Below are 16254 nucleotides of genomic sequence, written 5' to 3'. Positions count from 1 at the left end.
ATACTTGTTCCTAGACACGCTTCGACGAACTGGCGTCCGCCAGTTCAGAATTCGATCTCGACCCCGCGGCCTGCGGCCTTTGCGCATTCGTAGACGTGGCGCGCGATTACCAGATCCTGAATGCCGACTCCGGTCGATTTGAACACGGTCAACCGGTCGGGCCATTTGCGGTCATCGACCTGCCCTGTCGTCAGATCGCCCACTTCGGCGACGAAATGGTCCGCACCGTACAAGTCTTCTGTCATGGGAATCAGATAATCACCGGCTTCGGCCATCAACGCCTCACGGCTTTCGATGAACACGCCTGCCTCAGCCATTGTGGCGCTGTCGATTTCGCGTTGGTCGATACGGTGCGCACCAAGCGCCGCGACATGACAATCATCCCGCAGCCAGGCACGATCGATCACCGGATCATGGGCGGTTGTGGCCAGAGACACAATCGGCGCACCGGCCACAGCTTCTTGCGCAGACGCACACAGCGTTACCGAAATGCCCGTCCTTGCCTCGACATACACCTTGAAGCGTTCCGCGGCTTTCGGGTTGGTGTCAAAGACAGTGATCTTGTTCAGCGGTCGCACCGTTGCCATGACCTCGGCCTCGGCCTGCCCCATAGGACCACCGCCGATCACAGCGAGATGCGCTGCGACCGGCGCGCTCAGGTGTTTTGCGGCCAAAGCCGAACAGGCCGCCGTCCGGTACATGCCCAGAAGCGTGCCATGCATCACTGCCATCAAGCGTCCTTCGGTGTCGCCAAGCGCAACGACCTGCGTCAAATGACGTGTCCCGTCGGGCGCGCGCAGCGTCGGGTGGCTGAAGCCCAGTTTGGCGCTGAACAGCTCTGCGCCCGCCAGATAACACGGCAAACTGGCCAGCAGCCCTCCGGTTTCCGGTGAAAAGACGCGTGTGCGCAGCGGCTGGATGACCTGCCCTTGGGACAGCGCCGCCATGCCTTGCGCCACATCTTCCACGAGTGTCCGAAGGTCGATGCTATCGATCACAGCTTGTTTGTCGAGAATGAGTGTCATGGAGGGAATCCAGTCAGATGGGTGGAGCGACGAGATTGCCAAGATGGCCAACGCGGCTCTTGGGTCGGTCTTGCTCGTCAGCTTGGATGGGATGTTCAAAGCGGTCGGGGTCAAACGCGTCCAGCGGGATTGCCGGCGTCACCCCAGTCATCATGGTCGCAAGCGACTCGGTGACGGCTGGCGATATAGACATGCCGTGTCCGTTGAATCCGGTGGCGACCCACAGTCCATCTACTCCGGCGGCGGGGCCGATCATCGCGCGGCCATCCGGTGTCAGATCGAACAGGCCCGGCCAGCTGCGCACCACATGAGCACCGGCCAAAGTCGGGACCAGACGCGTCGTCTCGGCCATAATCGCCGCGATCTTTTCCGGTTCGACTTTTTGCGGATCGCCCTGCGCTATCGTCCGCGCGGGACCCAGCCCCAGCAGCAGCGATCCCATCGCCGTCTGGCAGAAACTGATCCGGGGAGAAGCACAGCGCAGGTACGGCCCGGTCACATGCGGCAACTTTTCGGTGACAAGGATCTGGTGCAACGCCAGCGAAATCGGGACCTTGAGACCCAACGGCTCCAACAAAGGCGCAGCGCCGCCCGCTGCCGTTACAAGAACGCAGCCGGTCGCGAAGGTGCCCGCGTCCGTGAGGACCGAAGTGACGCGATCATGATCGACCGCGATCCGGTTAACACTGACACCGCGCAGGAACTGCACGCCGGCGGCCTTGGCACGAGATGCAATGTCCCAAGTGGCCAATTGGCCGTTCACATGCCCGTCCTGCGTGGTCAGAAACCCGCAAGGAACCTCTTGGCTCAGGCCGGGCACCAGTGCGCGCAGATCATCCCCCTCCACGACATGCGCATCATAGCCCAAGGCTCGATGGTCTTCGGCCTCTATGCAAAAGTCCTCGGCCATGGTGGCGTCGTAGGACACCAGAAGATTGCCAGTGACGCGGTATTCCACGGTCTTGCGGGCGGTGTCCTCGATCTCTTGCCACAGATTGAGAGAACGTTCGATCAGTGCGCGTTCCGCGGCTTCGCGCAATTGCACGCGCACATTGCCTCGGTTGCGGCCGGAGCCCTCGTGACCGATCTCGGATCTTTCGATCACAGTGACCTTTTGACCGGCTTCGGCCAGCCGAAGCGCCGTCCAGCAGCCTATGATACCGCCGCCGACGATAACAACATCCGCCGTGCTCAGAACCACGCTCTTGCTACTTGTCCCGTAGGGCGGGATCCGGGGCCTCGAGTCTTGCATGCGTCAACAGCTCCTCTCAAACCGGCCAGAAGACGGTTTTTGTCTGAACATACTGGCGCAGACCGTCCAGACCCTTTTCGCGACCCAGCCCGCTCTGCTTGTGTCCCTGGAACGGAGCCGATATTGACAGATTCTTATAGGAGTTGATCCAGCAGGTGCCAGCCTGCAGGCCGTCTGCGATGCGCCACGCGCGCTCCAGGCTTTTGGTCCACACGCCCGATGCCAAACCAAAATCGCTGTGATTGGCTTGTGCGATCAGATTCGCATCGTCATCAAATGGCAATACGACGGCCACCGGACCAAACACCTCCTGCTGGCAGATATCCGACGAATTCGGGAGTCCCGTCAGCAGCGTCGGAGGGTAATAAGCGCCCGCGCTCAACTTTGGGTCAGCTGGCAGATCACCACCCGTGAGCAGGGTGGCGCCATCGGCAACGGCGCGCAGCACATGGCCATGAACAACCTCGCGATGGCCAAAGGATACCAGCGGCCCCAAGTCGGTTGTAGATTCTTCCGGCGCGCCCAGTTCCAGCGACTTGGCAATATCGACCAGGGAGGCGGTAAACTCTGCCAGAATGGAATGCTCGACAAAGATCCGCGATCCAGCGACGCAACTTTGACCGGTCCCGGCAAAAATGCCTATGGCCACGGCACGCGCAGCGGCCTCCAAATCGGCGTCGGCGCAGACAATATGCGGTGATTTCCCCCCAAGCTCGAGCACAACCGGCTTCAACTGCAGCCCCGCTTCGGACGCGATCAGTTTGCCTGCCCTTGTACCGCCGGTAAAGCTGATCATGTCGATGCCCGGGTGTGACACCATCTGGCGACCCAGCTCAATGCCACCAGTCAGCACTGAAACGATCCCCGGTGGAAATCCGGCCTCCTGCGACAGCGCCGCGTATTCCAGAGCGATCAGCGGCGTCACCTCGGACGGCTTCAACAACACCGCATTGCCTGCCGCCAAGATCGGCGCCAGCTTCTGCGCCTCCAACGTGGCCGGTGAATTCCACGGCGTGATCGCCCCGACAACCCCGACAGGCACGTCGACGGCCAAGTTCATGTAGGCCCCCCGCGCCGGTGGAACCGCGCCCTGATGGGTCTCGCAGGCGGCCGCGTAGTAGCGGAAGGTGTTCGCCGCACTTTCCAGCATCGTCGAACATTCGTTCAGAGTTTTGCCATTGTCGCGCAATTGCACCTGCGCCAGGCGGGGACGGTCACGGTCGATCAGCTCTCCCATCCGATAGAGCAAACGGGCACGGGCGTGTGGTCGAAGGTCGGCCCACGACGGATCGGAAAATGCCTTTCGTGCCGCCACCACCGCGGCATCCAGATCCTCGGAACTTGCGGCGGCAACAGTTTCCACAATGGTGCCATCGGCAGGGTTCGTCGTGGAAAACGGCGTGCCTGTCCCATGGGTCCATGTCCCGTCCGCAAGGAATGGTCTGGTAATCATCGCCTGTCCCTTTTCTACCTGACTGCAAAAATTTTTGTTGCAGGACAAAAGAAATCCAGCAAACATAAGCGTATACTAGTGTACCTATTTATTTTTGGCAAGCGCAAGATGCCCCGTTCGCCGAAGCACACCCCTTTCTAGCGATTGACATTAGGTATACTGGTATCATAATTAAATGAAACTGCCCATCGCTGCCACGCGGCATCCGGGCCTAGACCACGAGGGATCCATGACACAGCAGTTCGACCCCATATCGCTGGAAATCTACTGGTCACGCCTGATTTCCGTTTCCGACGAATCCGCAGCAGCCTTACTGCGCACTGCCTTTTCGACCGTCGTGCGGGAGTCAAATGACTTCACCACCGTGTTGATGGATGCAGATTGCAACTGCCTTTCGGAAAACACCGCCGGCATCCCGTCCTTCGTTGGAATGCTGCCCAGTGCGGTGCGGTCGTTTCTGGAGCACATCCCGCGCGAGGAGTGGCGGCCCGGCGATTGCATCATCACAAACGATCCCGAAATCGGATCTGGGCACCTGCCCGACATCACAATGGCTGCGCCGATTTTCTACAAGGGCAAACTGGTCGGCTTCTCTGGCTCGATCGCGCATCTGCCCGACATCGGCGGCGCGGGCTGGGCAGGGGACTGCCGCGAACTGTTCGAAGAAGGCCTTCGCCTGATGCCCGTCAAATTCATCGACGGCGGTCGCGAAAATGCCTTTGTCACTCAGCTGATCCGCCACAACGTTCGCGCGCCGGATCAGGTCATCGGAGACATATATGCTCAGGTCTCGGCACAACGGGTCTGTGCCGCCGGGGTACAGCAGTTTCTGGACGACACCGGGATGGACGATCTGGTGGCGCTATCGGCCGAGTTGCGCGGCCGCGCTGAAAGCGCCATGCGCAAAGCGATCGCCGATCTGCCGGACGGGTCATGGACAGCCTCAGTCACGGCTGACGGCTTTGACGCCGATGAAACTCAGATTCAATGCTGCTTGACGATAAATGGCTCGGACATCGAAATCGACTTTGGGGGCACGTCGCCACAGATCAATCGCGGCATCAATTCGGTCCTGAAGTACACGACGGCCTATGCGAACTACCCGATTAAATGCGCACTGGACCCGGAAAGCCCCCGGAACGAAGGCTCGTTCCAGTCCATCACGGTCAAGGCGCCCCACGGGTCGATCCTCAACCCAGTGTTTCCTGCGCCCGTTGCCGCACGCCAGTTGACCGGCCACCTTCTGACTGGGGCGATCTATGGCTGCCTGGCGCAGATCGTGCCCGATCTGGTCGTGGCGGAATCGGGCAGCGCGCCGACACTGCGGGCGGTGTTCGGCGGCAAGACGCGGGATGGGCAGAGCTTTAACCAGGTTCTGTTTGCCTCGGGCGGTTTGGGGGCCAGCAGCCGGATGGACGGCTACGCCTGCACCGCCTTCCCGTCCAACACCGGCGCGGGCAGCATCGAAGTCCTAGAAAGTGTGTCGCCCCTGCTGGTGCGCCACAAGGAACTCGCGCAGGATTCGGGTGGTGTCGGCACCCATCGCGGCGGTCTGGGGCAGGATATCATTCTGGATGTGCTGTCGGATGCACCGATCAACATCTCACTCTTGTCAGACCGGCATAAATACCCTCCCGAAGGCCTCATGGGCGGCGGTGCGGGATCGAAATCGGTCGTCGCACTGGCCGATGGTACGCGACTGCATCCCAAGTCGCGCAGCGTACTGAGCCCCGGCGCACAACTGCACTTTCACTATCCGGGCGGCGGCGGCTTCGGCCCCCCAGGCGAGCGCGATCCCGCCGCGATCAAGCGCGACATCGCCTACGGCTATGTATCTCAAGCTGCGGCCAAACGTGACTACGGAGCAACAGAATGACCGCAGACCCCCGCATCCGTATTGGCGTCGACGTTGGCGGCACTTTCACCGATTTCGTACTGGTCGACGGCAAGCGCGGTGTCATCTTCACCGGCAAGCAATTGACTACACACAGCGATCCGTCACAGGCGATCTGTGAAGGCGTGGAACGAATCGTGCGCGAGGCCGGTCTTGAAATCACCGACATCGACGCCGTTGTGCATGGCACAACCCTGGTCACCAACACCCTGATTGAACGCAACGGCGCAACAGTCGGGCTGATCACCACGAAGGGGTTTCGCGACATCCTCGAGGTCGGGCATGAAATGCGCTACGACCTGTACGATCTGTTCATGGAAAAGCCTGAACCGATTGTGCCCCGGCCCCTACGCCTGACCGTCGCCGAACGCATGTCGGCCAAGGGCGAGGTGCTGGACACACTGGACGAAGATGGTGTACGCGCGCAGGCTGCGGAACTTGTTGCAGCCGGTGTCGAAGCCATCGCCATCAGCTTTCTCAACGCCTTTGCCAATCCGGCCCACGAACAACGCGCGGCTCAGATTATCGCAGACGCTTACCCGGACCTGCCTGTCACGACCTCGGTTGGGGTTGCGCCCGAAATCAGGGAATATGAGCGCACCTGTACCGCTGTGTCCAACGCCTACGTCCTGCCCAAAATGCGCCGCTACATCCGCGTACTGCGCGACAAACTAAGCGATCTGGGCTTTCGCGGAACGCTTTCGGTGATGCTGTCCAGTGGAGGAACCGCCGCACTGTCGCTGGCCGAAGATGCTCCGATCCAGATGATCGAATCCGGCCCCGCCGCCGGTGCCATCTCCGGAGCGCACTACGCAAAGCTGACCGGATCCGACCGCGTTGTCGCCTTTGACATGGGCGGCACCACCGCCAAGATGTGCTTGATCGAAAACGGCCAGCCCGAGCATTCCCAGACCTTCGAAGCCGGCCGCGTGCGTCGCTTTCGTCAGGGGTCTGGCATACCGCTGAAAGTGCCGGTCATCGACTTGATCGAAATCGGCGCAGGTGGCGGCTCAATCTCGCGTCTGGACCGGATGGGCCTGCTGAAGGTTGGCCCCGAAAGCGCCAGCTCCGACCCCGGCCCGGTCTGTTACCGCAAGGGGGGCGCCGATCCGACGGTTACCGATTCCGATCTGATGCTGGGTTACCTGTCTCCCGATTACTTCCTGGGCGGGGAAATGACGCTGGACCTGCAAGCCGTGTCCGAAGCGATGGTCGCAAAGGTCGGAGAGAGTTCGGGCCTTGATGACAAAGCCTCTGCCGCGGGCATCCACGCGGTTGTGAACAACAACATGGCCGCAGCCACCCGCCGCTATATTGCGGAGAAGGGACGCGATCCGCGCAAATACACTCTGATCGCCACTGGCGGTGCCGGACCTGTGCACGCCTACGGCCTGGCCAAGGAACTTAAGATTTCGCGGCTGATCGTGCCCTTTGGGGCCGGGGTCAGTTCGGCGCTGGGGTTCTTGCTGGCAGCCCCGGCCGTCAATGATGTGCGCAGCCAGATATTGCCTCTGGAACAGGCCAGCCCTGATCTGGTGCAGGCACATTATGATACCATGATGGCGGATGCGGCGGCTCGGCTCGCCAATGCTGGCGCCGACCCGGACAGCATCGTGATGAAACCGTCGGTGGACGCGCGCTATCGAGGCCAGGGCTTTGACATCGAAGTCCCACTGCCCGCCGATTTCCTGACCAGCGATTTCAGGGCGGATTTGCAAGCGCGGTTCGAAGAAAAATACAAGATCCTGTTCGGACGTCACATCAAGGACGTGGCCATCGAGATCGTGTCGTGGCGGCTGGCGGCCAGTGCGCCCCGTGTCGAAATTAAACTGGATTTCCAGGGCGAACAAATCCTGCGTAAGACGGCCCTCAAGGGAACCCGCATGGTGCATTTTGCGGAATCCGGGTTTGTCGAGGCAAAGGTCTACAACCGCTATGGCTTGACCTGCGGGATGACCTTCAGCGGGCCTGCAGTCATCGAAGAGCGGGAATCCACTGCAGTCTTGGGGCCTGACACCACGATCACCGTGGACCCCTGGCTAAATCTGATTGTCGATATTGAAACACCTCAAGGGGAGGCAGCCTGAAGTGGCAACAACAGTGGAATTCATGGCCGATGCGTTCAAGCAAAGCGGCACGCCCTTCATCGCCGGGCATCCCGGCGGTGAAACCGTCGAATTGATGGACGCAGCACGCCAGCGCGACATGCGCTACATCCTGATGAAACAGGAAACTGCGGGCGCCATCCTTGCAGCCACGTGGGGCGAAATCACCGGCAGCCCCGGTGTGTGCACCTCTACGCGTGGTCCCGGCGCGACCAACATGGTGAACGGTATCGCCTACGCCTGGTTGGATCGTGCGCCGCTTATCGCCCTGACTGACCAATACCCCGCTGCAACGCTGGAAAGCGGGCAGCGGCAAGTGATCAACCACCGCGCGGTCTATGACCCGATCACCAAGTGGAGCACGACGCTGCAAGCCAAAAGCGCGCAGCAGCAGATCAGGCGCGCCTTGCGGATTTCAACAGCCCCGGCCCCCGGCCCGGTCCAGATCGACCTGCCGTCAACTGAAACCACTGCAGAAGCACGGGAGATGAAGAACGCGCCGGACTTGCGGCAGGAAACGCTTCATCTTGTGCCTGATGCGGGATCGCTTGCGCCAGCCCTGAACATGATCAAGGCTGCGAAACGCCCGATCCTGCTCGTCGGCCTTGGTGTTCTTTGGGACCGCGCCTCCGATGATCTTGTCAGCTTTGCCGAGACCCTCGGTGCACCGGTTCTGACAACCTCGAAATGTAAGGGCGTGATACCCGAAGATCACCCCTTGCGCGCCGGTTGCATCATCGGCGGTCTGATCGAACGCGACCTTGTCAATCAGGCTGACCTGATCATCACGGTGGGACTGGATTCGGTCGAGTTGCAGCCCAAGGCATGGCCCTATTCAACACCGCTTCTGAGCCTAGCGAATACGCCCACCACAGACGCTCTCGTTCCCGCGACGATGGAGGTGATCGGCGAGATTGGCGGGCTTCTGACGGGCTTGTCAGGTGGGCTTGGTGGACAGGGCGAATGGGGTGAAAGAGCTGCGGCCACATTCCGCTCCTCAGTGACCGATGCGTTGAACGTATCGACAAAGGGGTTGTCCCCTCACCGCGCCATGGAAATTGCCCGTGCCACTCTGCCCCGTGATACCATCGCCACTTGCGATGCCGGGCAAAGCCGTCTTCTGGTTGTGCAGAAGTGGCAATCCTACGGCCCGCGCGAGTTTCTGACCTCGAACGGGTTGGGCACCATGGGCTATGCCATACCCGGCGCGCTGGCCGCGCGTCTGGCGCACCCCAAAAGGCCTGTCATCGCATTTGCAGGTGATGGCGGGTTCTTAATGGCCGTCGCCGACATCCAGACCTCGGTCAAGGAAAAGCTTCCAATCATCGTCATGGTTTTTGACGACCGCGAGATTGCACTGATCCGGGTCAAGCAGGAGCTCAAGCAGATCCCGAGATTTGGAGTTGAGCTCGGCGGTCTCGACTGGGTCAAGCTGGCCGAGGGCTTTGGCGCCGACGGTGCCGTGGCCGAAACCGAAGCCCAGTTGTCCGGCGCGCTGTCCGCCGCGGTGAAATCTGGCAACACGACTGTCATCGCCGTGCGGATCGACGGGTCCTGCTACGTCGACCAATTCAATGCTCTACGGGAACTCTGAAGGGGGGCCGCCATGCGATTCAAGGAAAAAACAGCTGTCATCACGGGCGGCGCCCGCTCCATCGGGCGCGCCTGTGCTGAACGTTTCGCCGAGGAAGGCGCCAACGTCGCAATCCTCGACGTGTTGACGGACCGGGGCGAAGACACCGCGCGAGAGATCGCTGAAACGCACGGCGTCATCTGCCGTCTTTACACATGCGATGTGGGCACCAAAGCCGAGGTCGATGCCACGCTGGACCGCGTCATCACTGACTTTGGCGGCATCGATGTTCTGTTCTCCAACGCAGGCATCACCCGGCGCGCGGACTTTCTGGAGTTGACCGAAGAAGATTTCGACGACGTCATCCGCATCAACCTCAAATCGATTTACCTGGTTGGCCAGAAGGTGGCGCGGCACATGGTCGAAACCGGCAGGACCGGGACGATCATAAACATGTCTTCCTCGTCGGTGCGGATGACGATGCCCACCATTGCCTCCTACGCCGCGTCCAAGGGCGGCATCTCGGCCCTGACCAATGCCATGGCACTGTCGCTGGCAAAGCATGGCATCCGTGTGAACGCCGTCGGCCCAGGCACTATCCAGACCGAACTGAACCGTGACAACCTGCTCAAGGATGTGGAGAAGCGCAAAGAGATCCTGTCGCGCATCCCGCTCATGCGCTTTGGCGCGGGGCGCGATGTCGCCAATGTCGTGGCCTTCCTCGCCAGTGAAGACGCAGGCTACATGACCGGCGAAACCGTCTATATCGACGGCGGCCGGTCGGGCCTGAACTATACCCTGCCCGTGCAAGAGAGATATTGAAGATGGATGATTTTTCAGACCTCTATATCTACCTTGATGGTGAGTTGGTGCGCTGGGACGACGCCAAGCTCCATGTCTTTTCGCCAGCGGTGAAATACGGCGCTGCGGTGTTCGAAGGCATCCGTGGTTACTGGAACGAGTCAGACGAGAAGATGTATCTCTTCCGTCTTGAAGATCACATGCGCCGGATGGAGCTGAGCCAGCGCATCATGCGCTTTGGTAGGGTTGTGCCCGCCGAAGAGATGATGGAAGCCACGATTGCGCTCATGCGAAAGAACGGCTTCCGGTCCTCGGTTCATATCCGGCCCACGGTCTATGTCGGCGGCACCGGCGAAAGCTATGCCACCGACCCCATCGGCAGCTTCATAACCGCCATCCCACGCGGCACGCCAAAAAAGGTCGAAACCGGTGTCCGCGCGCAGGTGTCGTCCTGGCAGCGGATTTCCGACAACGTCATGCCGGCCCGTGCCAAGGCTAACGCCAACTACAACAATTCGCGTTATGCTGGCCTTCAGGCAACCCGCGACGGGTATGAGGCAGCGATCCTGCTCAACAGTCGCGGCAAGGTGTCCGAAGGTCAAGGCATGTGCCTTTTCATCATTCGCAACGGCGTGGCGGTCACGCCCTCTGTCACCAGCGATATCCTGGAAAGCATTACGCGTGATACTGTAATCGAGCTGCTCAAGGCGCAAGGCATCCCCGTTCAGGAACGTGAGATGGATCGTAGCGAATTCTTCGATGCGTCCGAGGCGTTCTTCTGCGGCACCGGGGCCGAGATTACGCCGTTGATCGACGTTGACGGTGACCCGATCGGCAGCGGATCTCCCGGGGAGACAACGCGCGCGCTGCAATCCGACTATTTCGATCTGGCCTTCGGACGCAAAAGCCACCGTCCAGAGTGGCGAACGGAAGTATAGTGCTCTACTGACCAAGGTCCGGCCTGCGACGCAAGGGGCGCAGGCCGGACAGACTTTGGGGAATTCGTTGAATCGCCCGGCGTTGATAAAACTCAGCGCAAAAGGTTGCGGGTCATCTGATCACGGGTAGCATCGGTGCGCAGCTTGTACCCGGTCGGCGAGGATTTCAGCGCATATTCGCACTGATGCGCATGATCCAGAGTCGCCTGTCGCGCCTCGGCGCCGTCGCGGGATTTCAGCGCATCGAGGATGCGCTGGTGTTCCTCTGCCACCTGCTTTGGCCGCTCGCCTACGCCCTTGTATTCCAGCCGCACGATGACTTGACGGATCATCGTGCTGAGAAAGATCAGCATCTGGTTGCGAGTGGCACGCGCCAGAAGAATGTGGAACCGGTTGGACTGTGTCTGACACACAAGCGGATCGTTCGCGTTTTCCAACATAAGGTCGATGGATTGTTGCAGCAGGTCTATGTCTTCCTGCTCCAACCGCTCGGCTGCAATTTCCGCGATGATCGGCTCGATCAGTTCCAGCGTCTCGTGCACCTCTTCGACCGATGTATTTTGGAGCCGCATCAATGTCGTGATCGCCGGCACGAATTTCAGTGGATCGGGTTCGCAGATTTCGGCACCGCCGTTGCGGCCCGATACCAGCTTGATCAGACCCTCGGCCTCAAGCGTGCGCAGTGCCTCTCGGATCACCGCACGGCTGAAGCCGAATTGTTCGATCAGTTCCTTTTCCTGCGGCAACCGATCTCCGATGCCGAGCTTGCCCGCATCCACAGTTTCACGGATCTTAGAGACAATGACCTGCGATGCCTTACCCTGGTTGGAAGACTCGAACATCCGCTCGGAAGAGGTTGCGGCAAGATCGAGCTTCTGTTCGGACGCCATTGCTATCACCTTATTTATGAGCGGGTTCGTTAAGAGGGTTACTATTTCACCTATAAGACCGCAGGTTGCGCAAGTCCACGCCTCCGGCAGCTTTTCCGAAAGCTGCTAAGGTGCCTAATTGCCGCGCGCCCGTCAGTTGCCGCCAGTCTGTACCAAAGCGATTGGCTTGACCGGAATCTGGGCCGTATCCGGGCTCAACGGTCCTGACTCCGCCAAAGCGTGCCGTTCGATACAGGCCTCGACTGCAAAACCGCAAATCCGTCCCTGGCACCGGCCCATTCCGGCGCGGGTGCATTGCTTTACGGCACGGCGCGACCCATCCCACAGAGCGGCGTGATAGTCGATTTCGCTGCGCGGCACAGATTCGCAACGGCACAGGATCGTATCGGCTGTGGCCAGATTGAGCATCCCAGGCTTGAGCGCGAAACTACGCAACATGTGGTCGGTGAACTCCCGCCCGGCCCTCTGCGCGCGGACTGCTTTGCGTCGGGCTGTCGGCCAGTCATCGCGCAGAGTGACGCCCAGTGCGCCGACCACCTCCATTCCGGCCAGAACGCCCTCGGCTTTTGCGACCCGGTGCCCACCTATACCAACAATTTCGCCGGCGGCGAACACGCCGGGCAGCGATGTGGCCTGCGCCGCGTCGACCCTGACGAACCTCGTCTTCTGCACAGCATCCCATCGCAGATCACAACCGATCAGTCGGGCAATCTGCGTGTTGGGAACGAAGCCAAAGCTGGTCAGCAGCGCATCGACCTCAACTTCGCGGCGCGTGCCGGGCTTTTCGGTCATATCCTCCGTCATCTGGGCAACGGTGACGGCGCGTAGTGAGTCGCAGCCATGAGCCTCGACGACGGTATAACCATGAGCGATGGACAGACCCAGCTGCCGCATGCGGATCAGATACTGAACCGCTTCGCGAAACACCGGCAAATGCCGCCAAAGATGCGGCGCCCGCAGCGGCCACAGCCGACTATGCGACACCTCGCACAGTGCCGCGATCTCTCCACCCGCAGCGGCCAATTGCGTCGCGACCGGAAACAGGAACGGCCCGGTGCCTGCGATCGCGATCCGCCGGCCGGGCAGGATTGCCTGAGATTTCAACAAGGTCTGCGCGGCGCCCGCCGTCATGACCCCCGGAAGGGTCCACCCGGGAAACGGAACAACACGTTCATGCGCGCCTGTTGCAAGAATGATCGTCTTGGCCGTGATCCGCCCGCTGCGACCGGCCATCGAATAGAGCAAAGTATCCGACCCTTCGTTGCCCCAGACAATGACATCGCAAAACAGGCGCGTTCGGCTAAAATCGACCTTGTCGATCAGCTTTCTTCCGGCCTCCTGTGACGGGCCGACGATCCGCGCCGGCAAAGCGCCGGCGAGACGGGACTGACGGTAGTATTGTCCGCCCGGCCGCGCGTTTTCGTCCAGAATTGTCACCTCCAAGCCGTGATGGCTGGCCACGGCAGCGGCCGACAAACCTGCGGCCCCCGCGCCCACTATCAAAACATCTGTGGTTTCGGGCGGCAGATCCTGATCCATCACTTTGCGTCCTTCACATCCTGAAGCTTCAAGCTGACGTGCATGCCCGGTTGTGCCTCTGTCATACAGGCACGGGACATGCCGGCGCCGTCGACCTGAACCAGGCAATCAAAACAAACACCCATCCCACAGAACTGGCCCCGCGGGCGCCCGGTTTCCTGTGTTCGACGAAAGATGGTAATGCCATTGGACATCAACACACCTGCGACCGTTTCACCGCTGTAGGCCCGCAGGGAGCGCCCATCTACAGAGATCTCGAACGGAGCGCCGCGGTCAGCCTGACCCACGCGCAGGGAATTCATCATTTCGGCCAAGAGTTCACCATTGTTGCTTTGCCTGTCTTTACGACTTTCAGGCCCCAGTGAAACGCGGCGGCCGTTTTTCAAGAAACGCCGCACGCCCCTCCTGCATGTCTGAAGAAGTGTTTTGCAGCAAAGTATTCATCATCTGTTCGGTCCGCATTCCGTCGGCCAGGCTCATATCCCGTGCCCTCAGGGCCAACTCTTTGGTGGCGCGAACGGCCAGCGGCGCGTTTCCGGCAATCCGCAGGGCAAAGTCTTGCGCCGTGCGCATCAGGTCGGTCTCAGGGACAACCCTGTTGATCAGCCCCCAGTGCTCTGCCGTCGTCGCGTCGATGCTGTCGCCGGTCAGTAGCATCTCCATCGCGCGCGCATGTGTGACCTGCCGTATTAGCCGCTGAGTACCACCCATCCCGGCAACGATGCCGCGCTTGACCTCGCCCACGGCAAAGGTTGCCCCGGTCGCAGCGATGCGGATATCGGTGGACAGCAGAAGGGTCATGCCGCCCCCCAGACAATAGCCGTTCACCGCCGCGATAACCGGCTTCCAGATCTCCAGCCCCCGGTTCAGCAAAGGTTGCTTCTGGGTCTGCCAAAGATCGTGCAGCGCGATCTTGTCACCCAGCACCTCCTTGATGTCGGCGCCTGCACAGAACGACTTGTCTCCCGTGCCTGTGATGATGGCGCAACGGATGGCCGGGTTGTCTCGTACCTCGATCCAGAGCCGTGAAAGCTCGGCGTAGTGCACCTGGTCCAGGGCATTCATCCGATCAGGACGGTTTATCGTCAGTGTCGCAATGCCCGCATTATCAACGGTAAACTCGATGGCCATGATCTGCCCTCTCTGGCCATTATGGCAAATAGATGCGGTTGATGGCCTGCGCAAAAACCGCAGGCCGATCCGCGACTTCAGCCTCAAGTATGTGATCATAGACCACATGGATCACCTTCGGCTCGATCAGTGTCGCTTCGGCAACGCTCAGTTGAACACGCACCCGCGATCCAACTTTGACTGGCTCGATAAACCGCACTCTGTTCAAGCCGTAAAAGACGCCCATTCGGCGCGGTATATCTATGCGCACATCCTGTACCCGGTCGCGCAACTTGGACAGAAGCGCCAGCAACAGCATCCCGTGCACGATCGTGCCACCAAACGGCGATTGCGCGGCTGCCCGCTCGGGGTCGCAATGAATCCATTGCGTATCATCGACCGACTCCCCGAACTGGTTGACCTGATCCTGATCTATGCGCAGCCAGTCACTGGCACCCAGATCCTGGCCCACGATCGCCGAGAGCTCTTCGAAGCTTTGTATCGTCCAGGGCTTTGCCCGCGGCATGTTCTTTTCCCTTTCGATGCCGACGCCGCAACGCTGCGGCGTCGGCTGTGGTGCAACTTGGCGCGGTTCAGCGCTTGATTTCGATCGGGACGATCAGATTGGGATCCAGCCCGTATTTGACAAAGATGTCTTCCAGAGTGCCGTTGGCAGCGATCTCTTTCATACCTTCCTCGTAGGCTTGGAGCAGCGCGTCATTGCCGTCTAGAACGGCGTTGCCGACAAAAATCTCGCGGGTGGCGGAAAACGCGATCTCGTACCTCTCGGGATCTTCTGCAATGCGCACGGCGGCAGCGCCAACATTGTCCAGCAGGAAATCGGCTCGGCCGCTGTCGAGCCCACGCAGGGCTGCGTCGGTTTCGGTCGCCACGGTAATGGTGATGGGTTTCTCGCCATTAGCCACGCATTTTGCCGACTGTTCTTGCAGGATCGGAAGAGAATAGGATCCCGATACGCCGTTCGTCTTCAGACCGCACAGGTCATCCATCGACTGGACGCCTTTGGGATTGCCCTTGGGCACTAGCATTGCACTGCCGGCTTTCATGTAGATGATGAAATCCGCCTTTTCGGCACGCTCGGGGGTGTAGTACAGGTTTGCGACCATCACGTCGGTCTGCCCGTTTAGGATCGTCGGCAACAGGCTCGACCACACGCCCTTGGTGTACTCATAGGTCAGCCCGACGCATTCCAGCGCCTTTTCGCTGACTTCGATATCGCTGCCGACCATCTTGTCCTTGGCCATGTCAGTATATGAATACGGAGCATAGAGCGGTGTAGTTGCGACTCTGACCGGCTTTCCTGCAAGCTCGGGATACTTTTCAGCGACCTTTTCGGGTTCGCAAGCGGCCTGCGCGGATGCGGCCAAAGCGGCGATACCTGCCGCGGCGATCAATGTGTTCTGCAGTTTCGTCATGTGGGTCCCCTGTCAGGATATACCGTTTTCGGCTCATTTATATAGTGCACTGTTATACTAGTTGTCCCGATTGATCTTGGTCAAGGAAAATTCGCGTGTGGTCCGGCTATGCGCCCACTTTGCCTTCTTTCTGTGCGGTCTCCAAAAACCGCCTTGTCCCGCAAACCTTCCAGAGCGCGCTTGACCCGCATCTTTTTTTAGGTGTACTAGTATCATATATAATGTTTGGCACAAAGCG

Annotated in this window: 14 protein-coding genes; 5 read left to right on the top strand and 9 right to left on the bottom strand. The window is 60.1% G+C overall.

Annotated features, from left to right (window positions below; translation table 11 throughout):
* Positions 1-44 precede the first annotated feature (44 nt).
* The 3 genes from ANTHELSMS3_RS24135 to ANTHELSMS3_RS24125 are packed head-to-tail and all read right to left on the bottom strand — an operon-like array spanning position 45 to position 3730.
* Positions 45-1025, bottom strand: a complete 981-nt coding sequence (locus ANTHELSMS3_RS24135; RefSeq protein ID WP_094037552.1) for an ornithine cyclodeaminase family protein — start codon at positions 1023-1025, stop codon at positions 45-47.
* Between the two features lie 13 nt (positions 1026-1038).
* Positions 1039-2277, bottom strand: a complete 1239-nt coding sequence (locus ANTHELSMS3_RS24130; RefSeq protein WP_094037551.1) for an NAD(P)/FAD-dependent oxidoreductase — start codon at positions 2275-2277, stop codon at positions 1039-1041.
* 16 nt (positions 2278-2293) lie between these two features.
* Complete coding sequence (locus ANTHELSMS3_RS24125) at positions 2294-3730, bottom strand: aldehyde dehydrogenase (protein WP_094037612.1); 1437 nt, start codon at positions 3728-3730, stop codon at positions 2294-2296.
* Positions 3731-3959: 229 nt separating this feature from the next.
* Here ANTHELSMS3_RS24125 and ANTHELSMS3_RS24120 point away from each other — a divergent pair, with 229 nt between their 5' ends.
* The 5 genes from ANTHELSMS3_RS24120 to ANTHELSMS3_RS24100 are packed head-to-tail and all read left to right on the top strand — an operon-like array spanning position 3960 to position 11041.
* Positions 3960-5606 carry a hydantoinase B/oxoprolinase family protein gene (locus tag ANTHELSMS3_RS24120; protein ID WP_094037611.1) on the top strand — a complete coding sequence of 549 codons (1647 nt, stop codon included), beginning with the start codon at positions 3960-3962 and terminating at the stop codon, positions 5604-5606.
* Entirely contained in the window at positions 5603-7711 is a 2109-nt protein-coding gene (locus ANTHELSMS3_RS24115; protein WP_094037550.1) for a hydantoinase/oxoprolinase family protein, read from the top strand. The genes ANTHELSMS3_RS24120 and ANTHELSMS3_RS24115 overlap by 4 nt, the downstream gene beginning before the upstream one ends.
* Position 7712: 1 nt before the next feature.
* Complete coding sequence (locus tag ANTHELSMS3_RS24110) at positions 7713-9323, top strand: thiamine pyrophosphate-binding protein (RefSeq protein WP_094037549.1); 1611 nt, start codon at positions 7713-7715, stop codon at positions 9321-9323.
* A 12-nt stretch (positions 9324-9335) separates the two neighbouring features.
* Positions 9336-10124: an SDR family NAD(P)-dependent oxidoreductase gene (locus tag ANTHELSMS3_RS24105; RefSeq protein WP_094037548.1), complete on the top strand. Its 789-nt coding sequence runs from the start codon at positions 9336-9338 to the stop codon at positions 10122-10124.
* 2 nt (positions 10125-10126) lie between these two features.
* Entirely contained in the window at positions 10127-11041 is a 915-nt protein-coding gene (locus ANTHELSMS3_RS24100) for a branched-chain amino acid transaminase (protein ID WP_094037547.1), read from the top strand.
* 92 nt (positions 11042-11133) lie between these two features.
* On the opposite strand, the gene ANTHELSMS3_RS24095 is transcribed toward ANTHELSMS3_RS24100, so the two are convergent.
* The 6 genes from ANTHELSMS3_RS24095 to ANTHELSMS3_RS24070 form a co-directional block, all read right to left on the bottom strand.
* A complete protein-coding gene (locus tag ANTHELSMS3_RS24095; RefSeq protein WP_094037546.1) occupies positions 11134-11931 on the bottom strand; it encodes a FadR/GntR family transcriptional regulator in 798 nt (265 codons plus the stop codon).
* Positions 11932-12063: 132 nt separating this feature from the next.
* On the bottom strand, positions 12064-13470 hold the full coding sequence (locus ANTHELSMS3_RS24090; RefSeq protein ID WP_094037545.1) for an FAD-dependent oxidoreductase: 1407 nt from the start codon (positions 13468-13470) through the stop codon (positions 12064-12066).
* The gene (locus tag ANTHELSMS3_RS24085) at positions 13470-13775 is read right to left on the bottom strand and encodes a (2Fe-2S)-binding protein (protein ID WP_254694979.1); all 306 of its coding nucleotides are present in this window, start codon (positions 13773-13775) and stop codon (positions 13470-13472) included. The genes ANTHELSMS3_RS24090 and ANTHELSMS3_RS24085 overlap by 1 nt, the downstream gene beginning before the upstream one ends.
* Before the next feature lie 46 nt (positions 13776-13821).
* Positions 13822-14601 (bottom strand): enoyl-CoA hydratase/isomerase family protein, encoded by a 780-nt coding sequence (locus tag ANTHELSMS3_RS24080; protein WP_094037544.1) that lies wholly within the window; start codon positions 14599-14601, stop codon positions 13822-13824.
* A 19-nt stretch (positions 14602-14620) separates the two neighbouring features.
* Positions 14621-15106: a MaoC family dehydratase gene (locus ANTHELSMS3_RS24075; RefSeq protein WP_094037543.1), complete on the bottom strand. Its 486-nt coding sequence runs from the start codon at positions 15104-15106 to the stop codon at positions 14621-14623.
* A 67-nt stretch (positions 15107-15173) separates the two neighbouring features.
* Positions 15174-16016: a transporter substrate-binding domain-containing protein gene (locus ANTHELSMS3_RS24070; RefSeq protein ID WP_094037542.1), complete on the bottom strand. Its 843-nt coding sequence runs from the start codon at positions 16014-16016 to the stop codon at positions 15174-15176.
* Positions 16017-16254: the final 238 nt, after the last annotated feature.

This window comes from Antarctobacter heliothermus, assembly GCF_002237555.1.
Taxonomy (GTDB): Bacteria; Pseudomonadota; Alphaproteobacteria; order Rhodobacterales; family Rhodobacteraceae; genus Antarctobacter; species Antarctobacter heliothermus_B.
Note: the sequence above shows the minus strand (reverse complement) of the source record. Positions and strands in the feature narration are given on the sequence as shown.